Raw genomic sequence first — 14,861 nt, 5'->3', positions numbered from 1 at the left:
CTAATTATTGACTTCTAATTCTATTTCCGGCAATTTCGGTAAAAAACGCAAGTTAGGATTTAATTTAAATATTTCATACTTGCTTTTTATATACTCCGTAAGCTCATAAGGCGACGCTGCTAATATAAAATAATAATTTGGTCGGTAATTACTCATAAAGTTTTCGAGGTGTTCACCCTTAAGCCCAGTCGTTTTCTGCACCAATTCACGTGTAAACTTGGAGTCGATAACATTATTCTCGTATTCCTGCTGAATTATTCGGGTAAGACGTTTCGCATTTTTCCCTTCTCGACTAAAAAAATTATAGATAGTACTAATGCTTAACCCAGCTCCGGTTGGCCCTACACTGAAAATGCTGCCCGGATCGGCAAGTCTATAGGCTTTGTTGAATTCTTCTCTTCGTTGTTTCAGGATTTCTTCGGGCGACTTACGTGCAACCACTTGCACCTCAGGAATGTAGATGCTACTACGTTCCATATGGAACATCAAGACTTTTTCTTCTGAATAAACAATAGTATCGGGGAAATATCCCTCTTTGGTGGCTATGATAGCATCGCCTTCGCGCAAACGAATTTCAAACTCTCCGCGCGCATTGTTATAGATATTGTCTTTCGTCTGGTCGTTTTTGATAAAGACTTTTCCGATACGTTGTTTCGTACCTTTATCAAAAACAATTCCCTGTACGGTCTTGGCTTGTCCCAAAACAGAAAAGGGAAGTAGCAATATCAAGTATACAGATATGTTCCGAAGGATGTTCACCGCTGTAAAACTAAATTAAAGAACGTTATCTTCCGAATTTTTAACAACTTTTATACAATTCGGATCCTTACTTGGTCACGACCAATAACTGACCAATAGAAAGACTATCTGTAGACAATCCGTTTAGCTGCTTCAATTGTTCAACGCTCACACCGTAACGCCTTCCAATTGAATACAAGGTATCGGAGGCCTTCACCTCGTGTATCGTCATGGCAACAGCACTTTTTATCTCTTCCTGCACTTCCTTCGGTGCCACTTCTTCTTTATACTCGATGATCTCCTCTATCTTTTCTTCCCTCTTTTCCTTGGCTGCATAAGACACTTCCGCACGGTCATACTGATACAATTCATAGCGTTCAATAAGGTCTATAAGTAGCTCTGGATAGCGCGGATTTGTGGCATATCCAGCTTCTTTCAAGCCTTTAGCCCAGCCACGATAATCGTTTTTATCCAATGTAAACAGCTTTTCGTAGCGCTTGCGCAACAAAAACTGACTATGATCTTTAAATGACTGTTCGGGGTTATTGTACACGCGAAAGCAATCATTATGTGTATCATCGGGTCGATTCACAGAAGGGCCGCTCCATACTCCTCCACATTTTATGCCAAAATGATTGTTTGCTTCTCGAGCAAGGTAACTATTGCCATTTCCCGACTCCAAAATAGCTTGTGCCAGCTTAATGCTGGCAGGAATGCCGTATTGATTCATTTCGGCGATAGCAATGTCTTTATATTGTTCGATATATTGATGGCCAGAGGTAGAAGTAGCTCCTCGTCTATTAGCTTCGGTTGTTTCACGTGAACCATTGTTGCCATGTGAAGGGGAAGTTAATACCGCCCTTTTGGATGCACAAGACCCCAAAAAGATAACGCCGACCATAAGTGCGAGAAGAAAGCGTATGAACATACAATTTTATAGAATAGATCGTTGCTCGCTGTTAATCAAATCATTTGCCGACAACCGGCTTTTTATTTTCAAATCTTCCATACTCAAATTCTGACGGATAATCAGTTGTGTATTCAGTATGTCAAAAACATCTTCTTGAATGTTTAGGCTCATCTGCTGTAACAGCAGGTCTTCTTTTTCTTGAACAACTTCATTTACAGCCAATCGATTCTCTTCCAGCTCACGATACACCTCTGCATCGATGGCATCTAAATCATAGCGTTCAATCGTTGCCAATACTTTTGCGGACCAAGTCCTGGTTTCCGAATAACCTGATTTAGCAATACCTTTTACCCAAGCTTGGTAGTTTTCATGTGAATAATCTTCAAAAAGTGGAGCTGTGGCTTTTCTTCTTTTTAAAAGTCCAACAAAGTCCAGATAAGATTCTTTAACCGATAGGTAGCCTTTATAAGCTGAACGAATGACCTTGCTTTTGTTTTTTCCTTTAATACCGAAATGATTGTTAAGGTGTTTGGCTATTCGGCTATTTCCATATGCACTTTCATGGAAAGCTACACCTAAAATAACAGAGGCTGGCACCCCCGTTTCTTTCATCAGCTCTTGCGCAACTTCTTTATGTTCGGCAATATAGCTGCTTGGTGAAAATTTTTGTGCGCTTACTGTGTGGATTGTCAGCACACTCATGAGCAATACTACTAAGTATTTACAAATAATACTTGTCTTTTGCATGTTGTTACATTTAGTTCAACCATTACTTTTTGCGTAACACAAAAAGCCCGTCTCTAATTGGCAAAATAAGTTTTTCAACTCTTGTGTCTTTTGCCAAAGTATCGTTAAGTTCTAATACTCTTTTTGTTTGACTATCTGGATTATCTGATAGTACTTTGCCTTTCCATAGCACATTATCAACCAACAAAATGCCTCCGCTTCGCACACGGTCAATCAGCATTTCGAAGTACTGAAGGTTGTTTTTTTTGTCCGCATCGATAAACACCAGATCAAAAATGCCCTCAATCGTAGGAATTATTTCTGCCGCTGGTCCAATATGGTATTTTATCTGCTCACCATACGGTGAAGCATCAAAATATCCTTGCACTCGTTCTTGTTGTTCTTCATTCACATCAATTGTGTGAAGCAGACCGTCCGAGGATAGGCCTTCTGCCAAACATAATGTCGCATAGCCGGTGAATGTTCCGATCTCCAACATCAGCTTCGGCTGAACCAGTTTTGCAAGCATGGAAAGAACTCTTCCTTGAAAATGCCCAGAGAGCATATGCGGCATCGTTTCCTTTAGATAAGTCTCCCGATGAACCCGTTTTAATAGCTCATTTTCAGCGTCACAGGTTTTCTCCAAATAGGCATTTAAAACCTCTTCATTTTCAAGCATAGCGACAAAAGTAGTCAAGCACACCTATATTAGAAAGAATTTTAACATAAATTAATTTTTGTATCAACTGGCTTAAAAACGAAAAAAGCCCCCTGAAAGTATTCAGAAGACCTTTTTTCATAAAAAAACCATTAATCTAATGACGCTGTAATCAAGCGTAAAAATTCCGATCGTGTAACATCATTTTGAAAGGCTCCGGTAAAAGCAGAAGTCGTCGTCACCGAATTTTGTTTCTGCACACCCCGCATTGCCATGCACATATGCTTACATTCCATCACGACAGCAACCCCTGCTGGATTCAGTGTATCTTGAATACAATCCCGGATCTCATTGGTCAAACGCTCTTGTACCTGTAATCTACGAGCAAACACGTCCACCACGCGCGGAATCTTACTCAACCCTACAATATGTCCATTCGGGATATACGCAATATGGGCTTTCCCAAAGAAGGGAAGCATGTGATGCTCACACATCGAATAGACCTCGATATCTTTTACAACCACCATTTGACTATAATCTTCTTCGAACATTGCGCTACGCAACACCTGCGCCGCATCAATATCGTACCCATGCGTCAGAAATTGCAGGGCCTTGGCTACGCGCTCTGGCGTTTTTATCAAACCTTCACGCTTTGGATCTTCGCCAATAGCTTCTAAAATATCTTTATAATAGGTCGCTATGCGATCAACATGTTTGGTATTGTATTGATCAATTTTGATATAACCGTCTTGCTCTTCGCTGTCGAAGTCTGTAAGATTACTCATTTTGTATTATTTATAGGATTAATCGCCGAAATATTCGACATAATTATTTTCTGTTTCATAAAGCTTCACTGCGTGTAGCTGTACATTTTCTTTTGTGAACTCCTCTTTCAGCACCTTAAAAATCTCTACAGCAATGACTTCGGTAGAAGCCTTTTTACCCTGCATAAAATCTACATCGAGATTTATATTTTTATGGTCCAATTTATCGATAACATGTATGAGCATAATCTGCTTCATTCGTTTTAAATCAATAACAAAGCCTGTCTCGGGATTGATTTTTCCTTTCACCGTCACAAAGAGCTCGTAATTATGACCATGCCAATTAGGGTTGGAACAATTGCCAAAAACGGCTTCGTTCTGTTCCTGCGACCAGTCTTCCCGAAAAAGTTTGTGGGCTGCGCTAAAACGCTCGCGCCTTGTGATATAAACCATAAGACAAAGATAGTGCTTAAATTCTAAAATCTAAGAAAAACAGACTTTCCCCATGCATACGGCAGGGGAATCCTGAATATTTTCTACATGTTGCGGACTGCCCGCGACAGTCTCATTTGCTAATACAGCAAAAAGACACGCTTCTTTCGCATCGGGATTAAGGCCTAATTCTGCAAAACTGCTTATCTCTATCTTTGGCAGTTGTTGGCGCATATTATCCATTAAAACAGGATTATGCAACCCGCCACCACTTACATAAACCGCAACATGGTCTAACCCTTTAGCCTGCCGCTTTATTCCTTCTACAATCGCTTGGGCCGCAAAAGCATTCAAGGTTGCCATCACATCTTCGGTCTTTAAGAATTGCGTGCCCGTTTTCTGTTGTGCTGCCTCTAAATAGCTCAAATTGAACAACTCAGGTCCTGTTGTCTTCGGAAAGCCTTCGGTAAGAAAAGGTTCTGCCAATAATGCTTCTAATAACATTTCGTGAACAACTCCCTCCCTCGCCACATCGCCATCCTTATCCATCTCCAACCCAAATTGCTGGAACATGAATTGGTTCATCATGGTATTTCCTGGTCCCAAATCGGTCGCGTAGGCCTTGAGATCGCTGTCCTTACGGGGTAAAAATGTAAAATTGGAAATGCCGCCAATGTTTAGCAAAAAGCGGTTTTCAACAGTATCAGTAAAAAGCAGAAAATCACCATACGCTGCCAAAGGCGCTCCCTCTCCACCTGTAGCGATATGTTTCTGCCTAAAATCGGCTATAGTGATGATTCCCGTAGTCACGGCAAGATGATCGCCATCACCGATTTGCAAGGTGCTATTCGGATAGATTATATCCTTCGTAAGCCTCTGAGGAGCATGGTAAACCGTTTGTCCATGGCTCGCAATCAAATCGATATCAGTTGCTGTTGCATTCCAGTCCGCAAGTGCCTGATTAACCAACTCTCCGTGCAAACGCCCTATCATGGCATTCAAACCACAGAGCACCTGCTGGTCGATGGCTCGCTTAGCAAATACCTCACGCACCTGCTTACGGAAACTTTCTGGATAGGGTAGAGTAACGAATTGCTCTAACGTCAGTTCAGTATCCACACCACTTCTCCTTAATTTACACCAGGCAATATCCAGGCCATCCAACGATGTTCCAGACATCAAACCAATAATATTGCGCTCCTCTTTCCGGGCAATATGGTATAGTTTCTCGATTTGTAGGTTCATAGGGCTAATTTAAGTGAAAAAATTGCTTATGTCGAATGATAATCCTATTTTTGAGCAAAGAAAAAAGTTATGAATTTTCCAGCAGAATTAAAATACACTAAAGATCACGAATGGATTCGTGTAGAAGGTGATGAAGCCGTTATCGGCATCACGGATTTCGCACAGCGCGAATTGGGAGATATTGTTTTCGTTGATATCAATACTGTTGACGAAGAAGTTGCTGCAAATGAGGTATTCGGTACAGTAGAAGCTGTAAAAACTGTTTCAGACTTGTTCATTCCTGTAACTGCAACGGTATTAGCGGTCAATGAGGCTATCGATGGTTCTCCTGAATTGGTAAACTCAGACCCTTATGGAGAGGGTTGGATTATTCGTGTGAAATTGAGCAATCCTACTGACGTAGATGCTTTATTATCTGCAGATCAATACAAAGCTGAAATCAATGCGTAATACGCAAAAATAAATTTGGTACATAAAAAAAACGGAGTCAAAAATTTGACTCCGTTTTTTTATACTTTTTAAAATTCTTAATCTACGGACATTGTAATGTCGCTAACCACTTTTGTTCCTTGCACCTCAATAGAAGTGGTCAAAACAGCATTCTTTGTAAAATGCGTCGTTTTATCTAAGATGTAATGTCCTTTTACAGAACCAATCTCATTGTCAGATCCATCTTTCATCTTTCCTTCTACATCAATAACATATCCTTCCGCACTTTCTTCTCGATAAGTGGACGTTTGCTCTACAAAAGCAATCAAAGGGTTGTCTGTCATTTCATACGAACTGCTCCATGACTCCCCCGGAGACACAGCATTTTCTGGAAGACTGGCAGAAATATTCGCAAAAGAAGACTTGTCAAACCCTTGTCCCGCAAAACTCTCCGGAAGATTAACATCCAATGTTTTTCCCTTTTCAGTCATCACGATCGTGATTTTCTGATCAATAATCTTTGAAAACTGCTCGCCTAACGCTTTTGCCATCTCGTCAGCAGCTTCCTCTTCAGAATTATAGGACATTGTCATCATTCCTGCATCTATATCTACCTTGATTGTCTTAGTCGTATTCTCAATGGTGAAATTTTCTCCATCTTTCTGTGAAGCAACCATTTCCATACCCATGTTCATATCCATGATGACACTCTGAGGACCTTCTACATCTGTCTTCATCAGCATGTTAATCTTCAACGGTTTGCCGATTTCCGGATTCAACTTAAAGTCAACGGCCTTTTGTGCAAATGAGATAAAACCCAAACAAAGAGCCATCCCTGTTAAAAAATATCTTTTCATATAACTTTTCTTTGTGAGTGAAGATAGCATTTTTTTCCTAAAACAGCCTTCTCCACCACAAAAAAAGACCCTCATTGCTGAAGGTCTTTCCTTATATGCTTGCATGTCATCCGATTGCCTGCCTGCGGTATGCAGGCTTCGTTTATCGCGATGACGAAGACATGTTTTTATATCAAGTGCTAATATTACTTCGTGATGTAAGAAACTTCCTTAACAGCTTTTACAACTTTAGCTACACTTGGTAAGGCTGCTTCTACCAAAGTAGGTGCATAGCCAAGCGGTACGTCTGCTGAAGTTACGCGAATAACTGGTGCATCCAAATAGTCAAATGCATCTTTCTGTACACGGAAAGCGATTTCAGAAGAGATGGAAGCCAAAGGCCAAGCCTCTTCAACAACCACCAATCTGTTGGTTTTCTTCACAGATTCAAGAATCGCATCAAAATCAATTGGACGTACGGAACGCAAATCGATTAATTCTACACTGATACCTTCTTTTGTCAATTCTTCAACCGCAGGAATAACCACACGTGGAACCATTTTACCAAAAGAAACCACGGTTACATCAGTACCTTCCTGAATTGTATTTGCTTTACCGATTGGCAGGTAATACTCTTCTTCTGGAACCTGTCCTTTATCTCCATACATAACCTCAGACTCCATGAAAATTACCGGATCTGGATCGATGATAGCAGATTTCAATAATCCTTTTGCATCATAAGGGTTAGAAGGAACAACAACTTTCAATCCTGGCGTATTTGCATACCAGTTTTCAAAGTTTTGAGAGTGTTGCGCTGCCAACTGACCCGCATTCCCGGTTGGGCCACGGAAAACAATCGGACAAGAGAATTGACCACCACTCATCTGGCGAAGTTTTGCCGCAGCATTAATTACCTGGTCAATCGCTACTAAAGAGAAGTTGAACGTCATAAATTCCACGATAGGTCTTAGTCCGTTCATCGCAGCACCCACTGCAATACCTGCAAAACCAAGTTCTGCAATAGGCGTATCTATAACACGTTTAGCGCCGAACTCGTCCAACATACCCTGGCTCACTTTGTAAGCACCATTGTACTCAGCGACTTCTTCGCCCATCAAAAATATTTTATCATCTTTACGCATCTCTTCGTTCAAGGCTTCCCGAAGCGCTTCTCTGAATTGTATTTCTCTCATCAGTTGTAAAATTGTGTCTTAAATAAAGAATATCGCAAAACTACTATTATTTATTTATATTTCGTAATGCCCCACCTGCAAAAAATAGCGATTTATGTCATTATTTCGTAGGAAGTATCTCCCAATCGTTAAGAGATTTACCTCAGGGACACGATTACTTTCTGTAAACAATCATTGAGGTTTGCAACAGCCAAACCAATTTGCCAGGCGGCTCGGTTTCGAGGTTCAATATAATTGGATGACGCACGCAATTGCATCACAGGTATCTTCTCCATATTTGCCACATAAAATACCGCAGCACCTTCCATGGATTCCATTACATTCGAAGGGTAGGAAAGACGAAGCTGCTCAATGCTTTCAGCATTGCCATGAACAGTATTCACCGTAAGACCTTTGATCGTTGGCAAAGCTATAGTATCCCATGGCTGAGGAAATTGCTCTACAAAAGTTGACTTCCCAAACCCTAAATTATCCATAGACAGGAACGCTTGTCCATCTTCCGCCCCAAAGCGATAAATAGTATCTTCAACAACACGATAAACCTCTCCCAATTGGGATTCTTTATTCAAAACTCCGCCAATGCCAACATTGATAATTAGATCATACGAAGATGTTTTCAGTTTTTTGGTCAAGGCATAGGTTGTAGCCACCATACCAACACCCGTAATCAACACATCTGCTTTTTTTGATTCCAAAAAAGATAAAGAAGGCAAAATTTCAGACTCTGTAGCAGCGACAACAAGAATATTCATTAGGTTATGTTTATTGTTCCAGAGCCTGGTGTATAAAACGCTTAAATGGATAAATACGCTCGGCTGTTTTCACCAGATTCTGTAACCCTTGACCATCCGTTATTTCTTCATCAGTAAATTGCTGATAAAGAATAAAGCTCTTCAATTTGAGCAATTCAATATTGGGGTCATCTTCAGCGTAGCCAGCTGGAGCACGTTTAAGCTTGTCTTCTCTCGACAAGTCTTCCACCTTCCAACCGCCGGCATCTAATGCTTTCAAAAGTTCCGGAGTGCTGTAATCTATTTCCTGTCGGATAGCTTCCAGATGATTTTTGTTCGGCCTCCAGTAACCTGCTGCCAAAAAACTTTTCTCAGGTTCAATATGCAGATAATATTCTGGACCATCCAGTTTGCGTCCATCAATGGATATTCCTGCTGCAAACCAGTTCTTATAGGGTGTTTTATCTTTAGAAAAACGAATGTCCCGATAGATACGGAAAAGGCACTTTGATGCCTGTATGTCGGTGTTGATATGCGGATCAAAAACAGCGAATTCCGCTATCAATTCCGTAATAAACTCCTTTACATTGGTGATTGCGGCGTCATAACTTTCTTTATTTTCCTGGAACCATTCGCGATTATTGTTCTTTTGCAATTGCCTTAAAAAGTCTATCGTCTGTTTTTCTATTTTCATTTTTTTATTAATCAATTTGATTGACAATTTCATCTCTTTGTCATTCCGATCCCGACCTGAGGCGGGAGAGGAATCTGGATTTTTTCACAATGCACAACGGATTCGTTACACCAACTTCAAAAACAGATACACCAAAGGTGCGGCAACCAACAAACCATCAAAACGATCTAAGAAACCGCCATGCCCTGGCAAAATATTACCGGAATCCTTAACGCCCAGATTTCTTTTGAACATCGATTCTACCAAATCACCTAATGTTCCGAAAACACCGATAATCAACGCTACAACGACCCATTCCCATCGTTCCAGCGACCCAAAATACTGCTGTAGATTCAAAGCAACAATTACCGCCAGCACAACACCACCAATAAAGCCTTCCCAAGTTTTATTTGGTGATATCCGCTCGAACAACTTGGTGCGCCCAAAGCTACGTCCAGCCAAATATGCACCTGTATCATTGGTCCATAACAATATTAGAAAACCCAATGGAATATAGGCATTATAATCGCCCTGCACAAAACCCAACGCTATAAAAAACAGAAATGGAACTGCCGCATAAATAAATCCGGTTAGGGTAAAGCTGATGTCCTGGATGGGGTTTGGCGTTTTTCGGAAAAGAGCCGAGATATACACCACAAAGATAAACGGAAGAGCCCAAAGCAATTGCTCCGCCTTCAAGTGCCCAAGTTGTACACAGCCTACCGCAGCAGCCACCGCAAAAGCGGCTATTGTTCCTATCCAACGTAAGGGACGAACCGTCTCGGTTGCTACCATTTTGTAAAACTCAAAAGCACACAAGGCTGCCACCAAAGCAAAAAAAGGAACAAATATCAATGCTCCGCCCAGTAGTACGGCAATCAGCACCGCAATAAAGAAAAAACCCGTAATCGCTCTAATTTTCATCAGTTTCGCCGGATTCGTTTTCCGCTATTAATCTGCGTGCTTCCTCCGCATCGTCAGCGTTCACCATCAGGTCAATCTTACCGAACTTAAACGAAGAATCTTGTTTATTCATCAAAACGACAGGAATACCGTTCTCTTCAAGCATCTGCTTAATGATTTCTCCTCGAAGAGCATCCGTATAGGACTGTATCTTAACCCATTCTTTTTCCATATATCTTGTTTTTAGTGCTGTATTGATAGGACAGATATGCCAGGCCAATACTTAGAATTATACTGCCAAGATACACAATTATTGGAAAACTCTCGCTTGCCGACAACTCCTCGTATGTCTTTCCTTGCCTCGCATAATAAAATGCCATAATTACGACAGATGCATTGTTCACAAAATGTGCAAATATCGGAACCCAAATATTACCTGTCCATAACAGCATATAACCAAAGAACACCCCCAATAACATCCGAGGAAAAAAACCATAAAACTGCATGTGAATAGCGCTGAAAATAATAGCAACCACCCAAATGGTAATATGTGTATTACCGAAAATCCGCTTAAAAATATGCTGCAAAGCTCCCCGAAAGAAAAACTCTTCCCCAATCGCAGGCAAGACCGCTATTGCCAACACATTCATCAAGAGAAGATCCACACGATCAACCATAATAATCTGCGACATAATGTCCGTCATCTGGTCCTCTTGCACACGCATCCATTGTTCTATGCCCCTAAACGATTCGGGCAAAGTCATCTGCAAGTTCCAGTCCGAAACCAGCGACATTAGCGGAACAAAAGCCAAAAGAAATAATACAGATAAAACATAGGTCCATACCCGATTCAAGCCTTGGCTGGGTAGAACCCCAGGTTGATTGCTCTTTCTATAATAGTAATAGGCCGGGAGCAAAAAGGTACCCAAAGTTCCTCCCATAAATACCAGATAGGTAAAATAAGGGTGTATAGCATAAAGAGAGCCCGTATCCTCCGATAACCCATTTATGTCGCCCGACAAAAACAAACCAATCAGCACTAAAGGCAACTGGAGCGCCAAACTCAGACCAAAGGTTACGAGCAATAAGGTCAATAAATCCTTCCAAGGGCTGTTATGGGGTTTACCTAATGTATCGTTCATTGGATAAAACTATAAAATAAAAATAACAGCGGCCGCATTTTTGCAAAAATGCGGCCGCTGTCAACTCACTATTTAACCCGAACAGGGTCTTTCGGATCTTTCAATTCTTTATATGGATAGGTTTTCATCTCCTCCAATAGAAGCTGTATGGTTCTTTCCAGTTGAGGATCCCTTCCTTCCAAAAGTTCTTTCGGTGTTTGCTCAACAAATATATCCGGTGCAACCCCCTCATTCTCGATGATGTAATTACTATTTAAATCAAAGATTCCAAAATTAGGCGAGGTAATCCGTCCGCCATCCAACAAAGGAGGATAGCCGGAAATACCCACCAAAATACCCATTGTCGTACGGCCAACCAATTTTCCTAAACCTTTGAAACGGAACATATACGGCATCATATCCCCTCCGGATCCGGCATTTTCATTGATAATCATGGCCTTTGGTCCATATATCCCATTCCCCGGAGTCGTGAAACTTTTTCCGTCACGGATTTTCCATCCCGAAATCAGTTCTCTGGAAAGCAAGTCAATAACATAATCCGCAACAGAGCCGCCTCCGTTATTACGTTCATCGAGCAATAGCGCTTTCTTATCCATTTGGGAGAAATAATATCGGTTGAAAGAAGTATATCCTTCCTGCCCCGTATTTGGCATATAGACGTATGCAATCTGCCCTTTGCTCAGCTCATCGGTTCGCTTACGGTTATTTTCCACCCAATCCGTACGGCGTAAAGACACCTCATCCATAAATGAAATCGGACGCACAATAAGATCACGCGCATCAGACAAACTGCCAGTTGCACTTACTTTAACCGAAACTTGTTTATCTACGGTGTTTTCCAACGCTTGATAGATATTCCTATCGGAATTGACCGGTATACCATTTATAGCCACAATATACTCGCCTTCTTTAATATTTAATCCCGGCTCTGCCAAAGGTGCTTTAAACGAAGGGTTCCAATCCAGGCGGGTATATATCTTGGTCAACTTATAGCCCTTTTGATCCACCACAAAATCTGCCGCCAGCGTACCTGTATTGACAGATGGGGAAGAAGGCTCATCCCCCGGATAGATATAATTATGTCCCACAACCATTTCACCCATCATTTCGTTTAACAGGTAGCCTAAGTCCGAGCGGTGATTCACATAAGGTAAGAATTTCGCGTATTTGGTCTTCATAGCATTCCAATCTACACCGTGCATATTCTCCACATAGAAAAATTCTTTCTGCATGGCCCAGACCTCATTGAACACTTGATTCCACTCCGCCGCCGGATCCACCATTTGCTTTATATTTGTCAAAGCAATCTTTCCTGTGCCTGCTGCTGGCTTCTGGCCTGCGCTAACAATAAAGAAATCACGACCGCTCATATAGATCATCTTCTTTCCGTCAGCACTCAAGTCAAAACCATTCGCCTGATCCACAAGGGTTTTGTCCTCCAATTTATTCAAATCATAGACCCCGATAGAACGCCCGCGCATATAGGTCAACATATTTTCCGTTGCCCCATTCAGTCTATAATAACCCGGTGACAATGGCAATGCTACGATTCTGTTATTGATGTCCTCCAGGTCCACTTTGGTTGTAGGTGCTTTTTTATCCTTGCCTTTTGGTTCTTCAGAAGATTTAGATTTGTCATCCCCGTCCTTCTTATCTTCAGTCTCCTCTTTCTTACCCTCTTTATCCTCTACGATTTTCTCCTCATCACTTTCATTTTTAAATATGGAAGGCGTGTCTTTAGACAGGATAAAAGCATACACGCTATAATTGACATTCTTTTCATAAGCCGTCATGTGAAGGCCGGAATTGGTCAAGCCGGTATTCGTACTGGCAGCAAAGAACAGATACTTCCCGTCTCTACTGAAGGTCGGTTGCGTCACCGCACTCATACCATCCGTAATCTGCGTTTTCTGATTTGTTTGCAAATTATACATAAACAGCGTGCGCACACCATTATTCAAGCTTTTAACATAGGCAATCCAATTAGAATCATAAGACCAGGAAGGTTGAAAATGGTTTGAAGTGCGCCCTGTAGTTGAACTTAGCTTATCATCATCAACCAACGTCACTTTTTTAGACTCGATATCCACATAATATAGATTCAGGTGAGCATCATTATAGAATAACTTTTTGCTATCGGGCGACCACGTTGGCTGAAAGTAAAAAGCCGTTTGCCCTAAAGAGATATACACAGGGTCTTCTTTTGCAAATTGATCACGTAGTACCAACTCATATTTCCCATTTTTGTCCGAAATATAAGAAATCCATTTTCCGTTAGGCGACCAAGCAGGAAAACGCTCATGCGAATCTGGAGAAGAAGATATATTGCGTGCATCTCCTTTTTCTTTAGGAACAGTAATAATTTCACCCCGACTTTCGAAAAGAGCACGTTGCCCCGTTGGAGAAATTGAAAAAGAACGAATCGTAGACGGTGTAACATCAGCATAATGTGGGCGTTTATAGACCGCATCTGCATGTACAGCTATAGATAATGGTGTAACTTTTTTGCTTTCCGTATGCAGGATGTTCACCTTACCCTGATATTCAAACACCAACTCATTTCCTCGACCGCTCAGTGTTCGAACATCATAGTCTTTAAAGTTTGTTAGTTTTTCAATATTCTTCGTTTTTGTATCATAGCTGAAGATGTTGACAATCTTATCTCTATCCGACAAGAAATATACTTTATCACCTAACCATACAGGCTTTACATCGTTGCTTAGCTCTCCCGGGATGATTTCAATCTCCTTGGTTTGGGTATCAAAAATCCAAATAGAAGGCATCCCCCCTCCTCTATAGCGTTTAAATGCTACCCGATCGCGTTCTGTGGGATCTGTGTTCTTGATATATGCCCAATAACGCCCATCAGCAGAAGGGCTACCTTGATAAGCCTCAGGCATGAGCAAAGGCTCTGCTAAAGTTCCATTTTTAGATGTTTTGTATAACCTCGAACCCAAAGAATACGTAAACTCCCTCGTTGTCGTAAAATAAACTTCATTATTATTCAACCAGCCCCTGACCACATCTGCCGAGGGATGGTAAGTGACCCGTTGCGGTGCTCCTCCTTCGATTGGAATAATGTATACATCCGTATTACCATCATAATTCCCTGTAAAAGCAATGTTCTTACCATCGGGAGAAAAAATTGGATTTTGCTCCACACCCGGATTTACCGTCAATCGGCGTGCATTAGATCCATCTTTGTCTGCTATCCATATATCTCCTCCATAAACGAAAGATACATGTTTATCACTAATACTGGGGTTGCGCAGCAAAAGAGTTTCCTGTTGAGCCAAAGCGGTGGACAACAGCACGCCTGAAAAGGCAAGTGCCTTTAAAATATTTGAAAATGAAGTATGCATAGATATCACAATATGATTTATTATCAAAAATATAGGAAATATCTGCATTTTAGGAAATCTATCAGATATGTTGCAAAAAATAAACAAGATATATACAGTAATACTCCCAGAGTTTCGCA

The 14,861-nt window shown here is 41.1% G+C and carries 16 protein-coding genes; 1 reads left to right on the top strand and 15 read right to left on the bottom strand.

The window, feature by feature from the left end:
* From BM375_RS07710 to BM375_RS07680, 7 genes are all read right to left on the bottom strand, one after another.
* A complete protein-coding gene (locus BM375_RS07710; RefSeq protein ID WP_139227527.1) occupies positions 1 to 759 on the bottom strand; it encodes a hypothetical protein in 759 nt (252 codons plus the stop codon).
* A 67-nt stretch (positions 760 to 826) separates the two neighbouring features.
* Positions 827 to 1,666, bottom strand: coding sequence for a glucosaminidase domain-containing protein (locus tag BM375_RS07705; protein WP_093364951.1), 840 nt, complete (start codon positions 1,664 to 1,666; stop codon positions 827 to 829).
* A gap of 6 nt (positions 1,667 to 1,672) precedes the next feature.
* Entirely contained in the window at positions 1,673 to 2,395 is a 723-nt protein-coding gene (locus tag BM375_RS07700; protein WP_093364950.1) for a glucosaminidase domain-containing protein, read from the bottom strand.
* A 22-nt stretch (positions 2,396 to 2,417) separates the two neighbouring features.
* On the bottom strand, positions 2,418 to 3,053 hold the full coding sequence (locus BM375_RS07695; RefSeq protein ID WP_093364949.1) for an O-methyltransferase: 636 nt from the start codon (positions 3,051 to 3,053) through the stop codon (positions 2,418 to 2,420).
* A 131-nt stretch (positions 3,054 to 3,184) separates the two neighbouring features.
* A complete protein-coding gene (gene folE / locus BM375_RS07690; protein WP_093364948.1) occupies positions 3,185 to 3,817 on the bottom strand; it encodes a GTP cyclohydrolase I FolE in 633 nt (210 codons plus the stop codon).
* Between the two features lie 18 nt (positions 3,818 to 3,835).
* Complete coding sequence (locus BM375_RS07685; protein ID WP_093364947.1) at positions 3,836 to 4,249, bottom strand: 6-pyruvoyl trahydropterin synthase family protein; 414 nt, start codon at positions 4,247 to 4,249, stop codon at positions 3,836 to 3,838.
* 30 nt (positions 4,250 to 4,279) lie between these two features.
* Entirely contained in the window at positions 4,280 to 5,473 is a 1,194-nt protein-coding gene (locus tag BM375_RS07680; RefSeq protein ID WP_093364946.1) for an anhydro-N-acetylmuramic acid kinase, read from the bottom strand.
* Positions 5,474 to 5,542: 69 nt separating this feature from the next.
* Between BM375_RS07680 and gcvH the strand changes: the two genes are divergently transcribed.
* Positions 5,543 to 5,923: a glycine cleavage system protein GcvH gene (gcvH, locus tag BM375_RS07675; protein WP_093364944.1), complete on the top strand. Its 381-nt coding sequence runs from the start codon at positions 5,543 to 5,545 to the stop codon at positions 5,921 to 5,923.
* A 77-nt stretch (positions 5,924 to 6,000) separates the two neighbouring features.
* On the opposite strand, the gene BM375_RS07670 is transcribed toward gcvH, so the two are convergent.
* The 8 genes from BM375_RS07670 to BM375_RS07635 form a co-directional block, all read right to left on the bottom strand.
* On the bottom strand, positions 6,001 to 6,759 hold the full coding sequence (locus tag BM375_RS07670) for a DUF6263 family protein (RefSeq protein ID WP_139227525.1): 759 nt from the start codon (positions 6,757 to 6,759) through the stop codon (positions 6,001 to 6,003).
* A gap of 185 nt (positions 6,760 to 6,944) precedes the next feature.
* Positions 6,945 to 7,931 carry a pyruvate dehydrogenase complex E1 component subunit beta gene (locus BM375_RS07665; RefSeq protein WP_093364940.1) on the bottom strand — a complete coding sequence of 329 codons (987 nt, stop codon included), beginning with the start codon at positions 7,929 to 7,931 and terminating at the stop codon, positions 6,945 to 6,947.
* Between the two features lie 137 nt (positions 7,932 to 8,068).
* Entirely contained in the window at positions 8,069 to 8,683 is a 615-nt protein-coding gene (gene mqnB, locus BM375_RS07660; RefSeq protein ID WP_093364939.1) for a futalosine hydrolase, read from the bottom strand.
* Between the two features lie 10 nt (positions 8,684 to 8,693).
* Positions 8,694 to 9,356, bottom strand: coding sequence for a DUF2461 domain-containing protein (locus BM375_RS07655; protein WP_093364937.1), 663 nt, complete (start codon positions 9,354 to 9,356; stop codon positions 8,694 to 8,696).
* Between the two features lie 105 nt (positions 9,357 to 9,461).
* Positions 9,462 to 10,259 carry a phosphatidate cytidylyltransferase gene (locus BM375_RS07650; RefSeq protein ID WP_093364936.1) on the bottom strand — a complete coding sequence of 266 codons (798 nt, stop codon included), beginning with the start codon at positions 10,257 to 10,259 and terminating at the stop codon, positions 9,462 to 9,464.
* A complete protein-coding gene (locus BM375_RS07645) occupies positions 10,249 to 10,470 on the bottom strand; it encodes a putative signal transducing protein (RefSeq protein ID WP_093364934.1) in 222 nt (73 codons plus the stop codon). Before BM375_RS07645 ends, BM375_RS07650 begins: the two co-directional genes overlap by 11 nt.
* Complete coding sequence (locus BM375_RS07640) at positions 10,451 to 11,380, bottom strand: CPBP family intramembrane glutamic endopeptidase (RefSeq protein ID WP_093364933.1); 930 nt, start codon at positions 11,378 to 11,380, stop codon at positions 10,451 to 10,453. The genes BM375_RS07645 and BM375_RS07640 overlap by 20 nt, the downstream gene beginning before the upstream one ends.
* A 68-nt stretch (positions 11,381 to 11,448) precedes the next feature.
* The gene (locus tag BM375_RS07635; RefSeq protein ID WP_093365025.1) at positions 11,449 to 14,742 is read right to left on the bottom strand and encodes a S41 family peptidase; all 3,294 of its coding nucleotides are present in this window, start codon (positions 14,740 to 14,742) and stop codon (positions 11,449 to 11,451) included.
* Between the last annotated feature and the right edge of the window lie 119 nt (positions 14,743 to 14,861).

Origin of the sequence: Sphingobacterium wenxiniae, assembly GCF_900116225.1 — a bacterium.
GTDB classification, from domain to species: domain Bacteria; phylum Bacteroidota; class Bacteroidia; order Sphingobacteriales; family Sphingobacteriaceae; genus Sphingobacterium; species Sphingobacterium wenxiniae.
This window is presented reverse-complemented; position numbering and strand designations above follow the sequence as displayed.

Bases quoted from the DNA above. Each gene is read 5' to 3' on its own strand.
- BM375_RS07655 (WP_093364937.1), bottom strand. From the start codon at position 9,356: ATGAAAATAGAAAAACAGACGATAGACTTTTTAAGGCAATTGCAAAAG.
- mqnB (WP_093364939.1), bottom strand. From the start codon at position 8,683: ATGAATATTCTTGTTGTCGCTGCTACAGAGTCTGAAATTTTGCCTTCT.
- BM375_RS07640 (WP_093364933.1), bottom strand. From the start codon at position 11,380: ATGAACGATACATTAGGTAAACCCCATAACAGCCCTTGGAAGGATTTA.
- BM375_RS07665 (WP_093364940.1), bottom strand. From the start codon at position 7,931: ATGAGAGAAATACAATTCAGAGAAGCGCTTCGGGAAGCCTTGAACGAA.
- BM375_RS07705 (WP_093364951.1), bottom strand. From the start codon at position 1,666: ATGTTCATACGCTTTCTTCTCGCACTTATGGTCGGCGTTATCTTTTTG.
- BM375_RS07635 (WP_093365025.1), bottom strand. From the start codon at position 14,742: ATGCATACTTCATTTTCAAATATTTTAAAGGCACTTGCCTTTTCAGGC.
- gcvH (WP_093364944.1), top strand. From the start codon at position 5,543: ATGAATTTTCCAGCAGAATTAAAATACACTAAAGATCACGAATGGATT.
- folE (WP_093364948.1), bottom strand. From the start codon at position 3,817: ATGAGTAATCTTACAGACTTCGACAGCGAAGAGCAAGACGGTTATATC.
- BM375_RS07700 (WP_093364950.1), bottom strand. From the start codon at position 2,395: ATGCAAAAGACAAGTATTATTTGTAAATACTTAGTAGTATTGCTCATG.
- BM375_RS07650 (WP_093364936.1), bottom strand. From the start codon at position 10,259: ATGAAAATTAGAGCGATTACGGGTTTTTTCTTTATTGCGGTGCTGATT.
- BM375_RS07645 (WP_093364934.1), bottom strand. From the start codon at position 10,470: ATGGAAAAAGAATGGGTTAAGATACAGTCCTATACGGATGCTCTTCGA.
- BM375_RS07695 (WP_093364949.1), bottom strand. From the start codon at position 3,053: ATGCTTGAAAATGAAGAGGTTTTAAATGCCTATTTGGAGAAAACCTGT.
- BM375_RS07670 (WP_139227525.1), bottom strand. From the start codon at position 6,759: ATGAAAAGATATTTTTTAACAGGGATGGCTCTTTGTTTGGGTTTTATC.
- BM375_RS07680 (WP_093364946.1), bottom strand. From the start codon at position 5,473: ATGAACCTACAAATCGAGAAACTATACCATATTGCCCGGAAAGAGGAG.
- BM375_RS07685 (WP_093364947.1), bottom strand. From the start codon at position 4,249: ATGGTTTATATCACAAGGCGCGAGCGTTTTAGCGCAGCCCACAAACTT.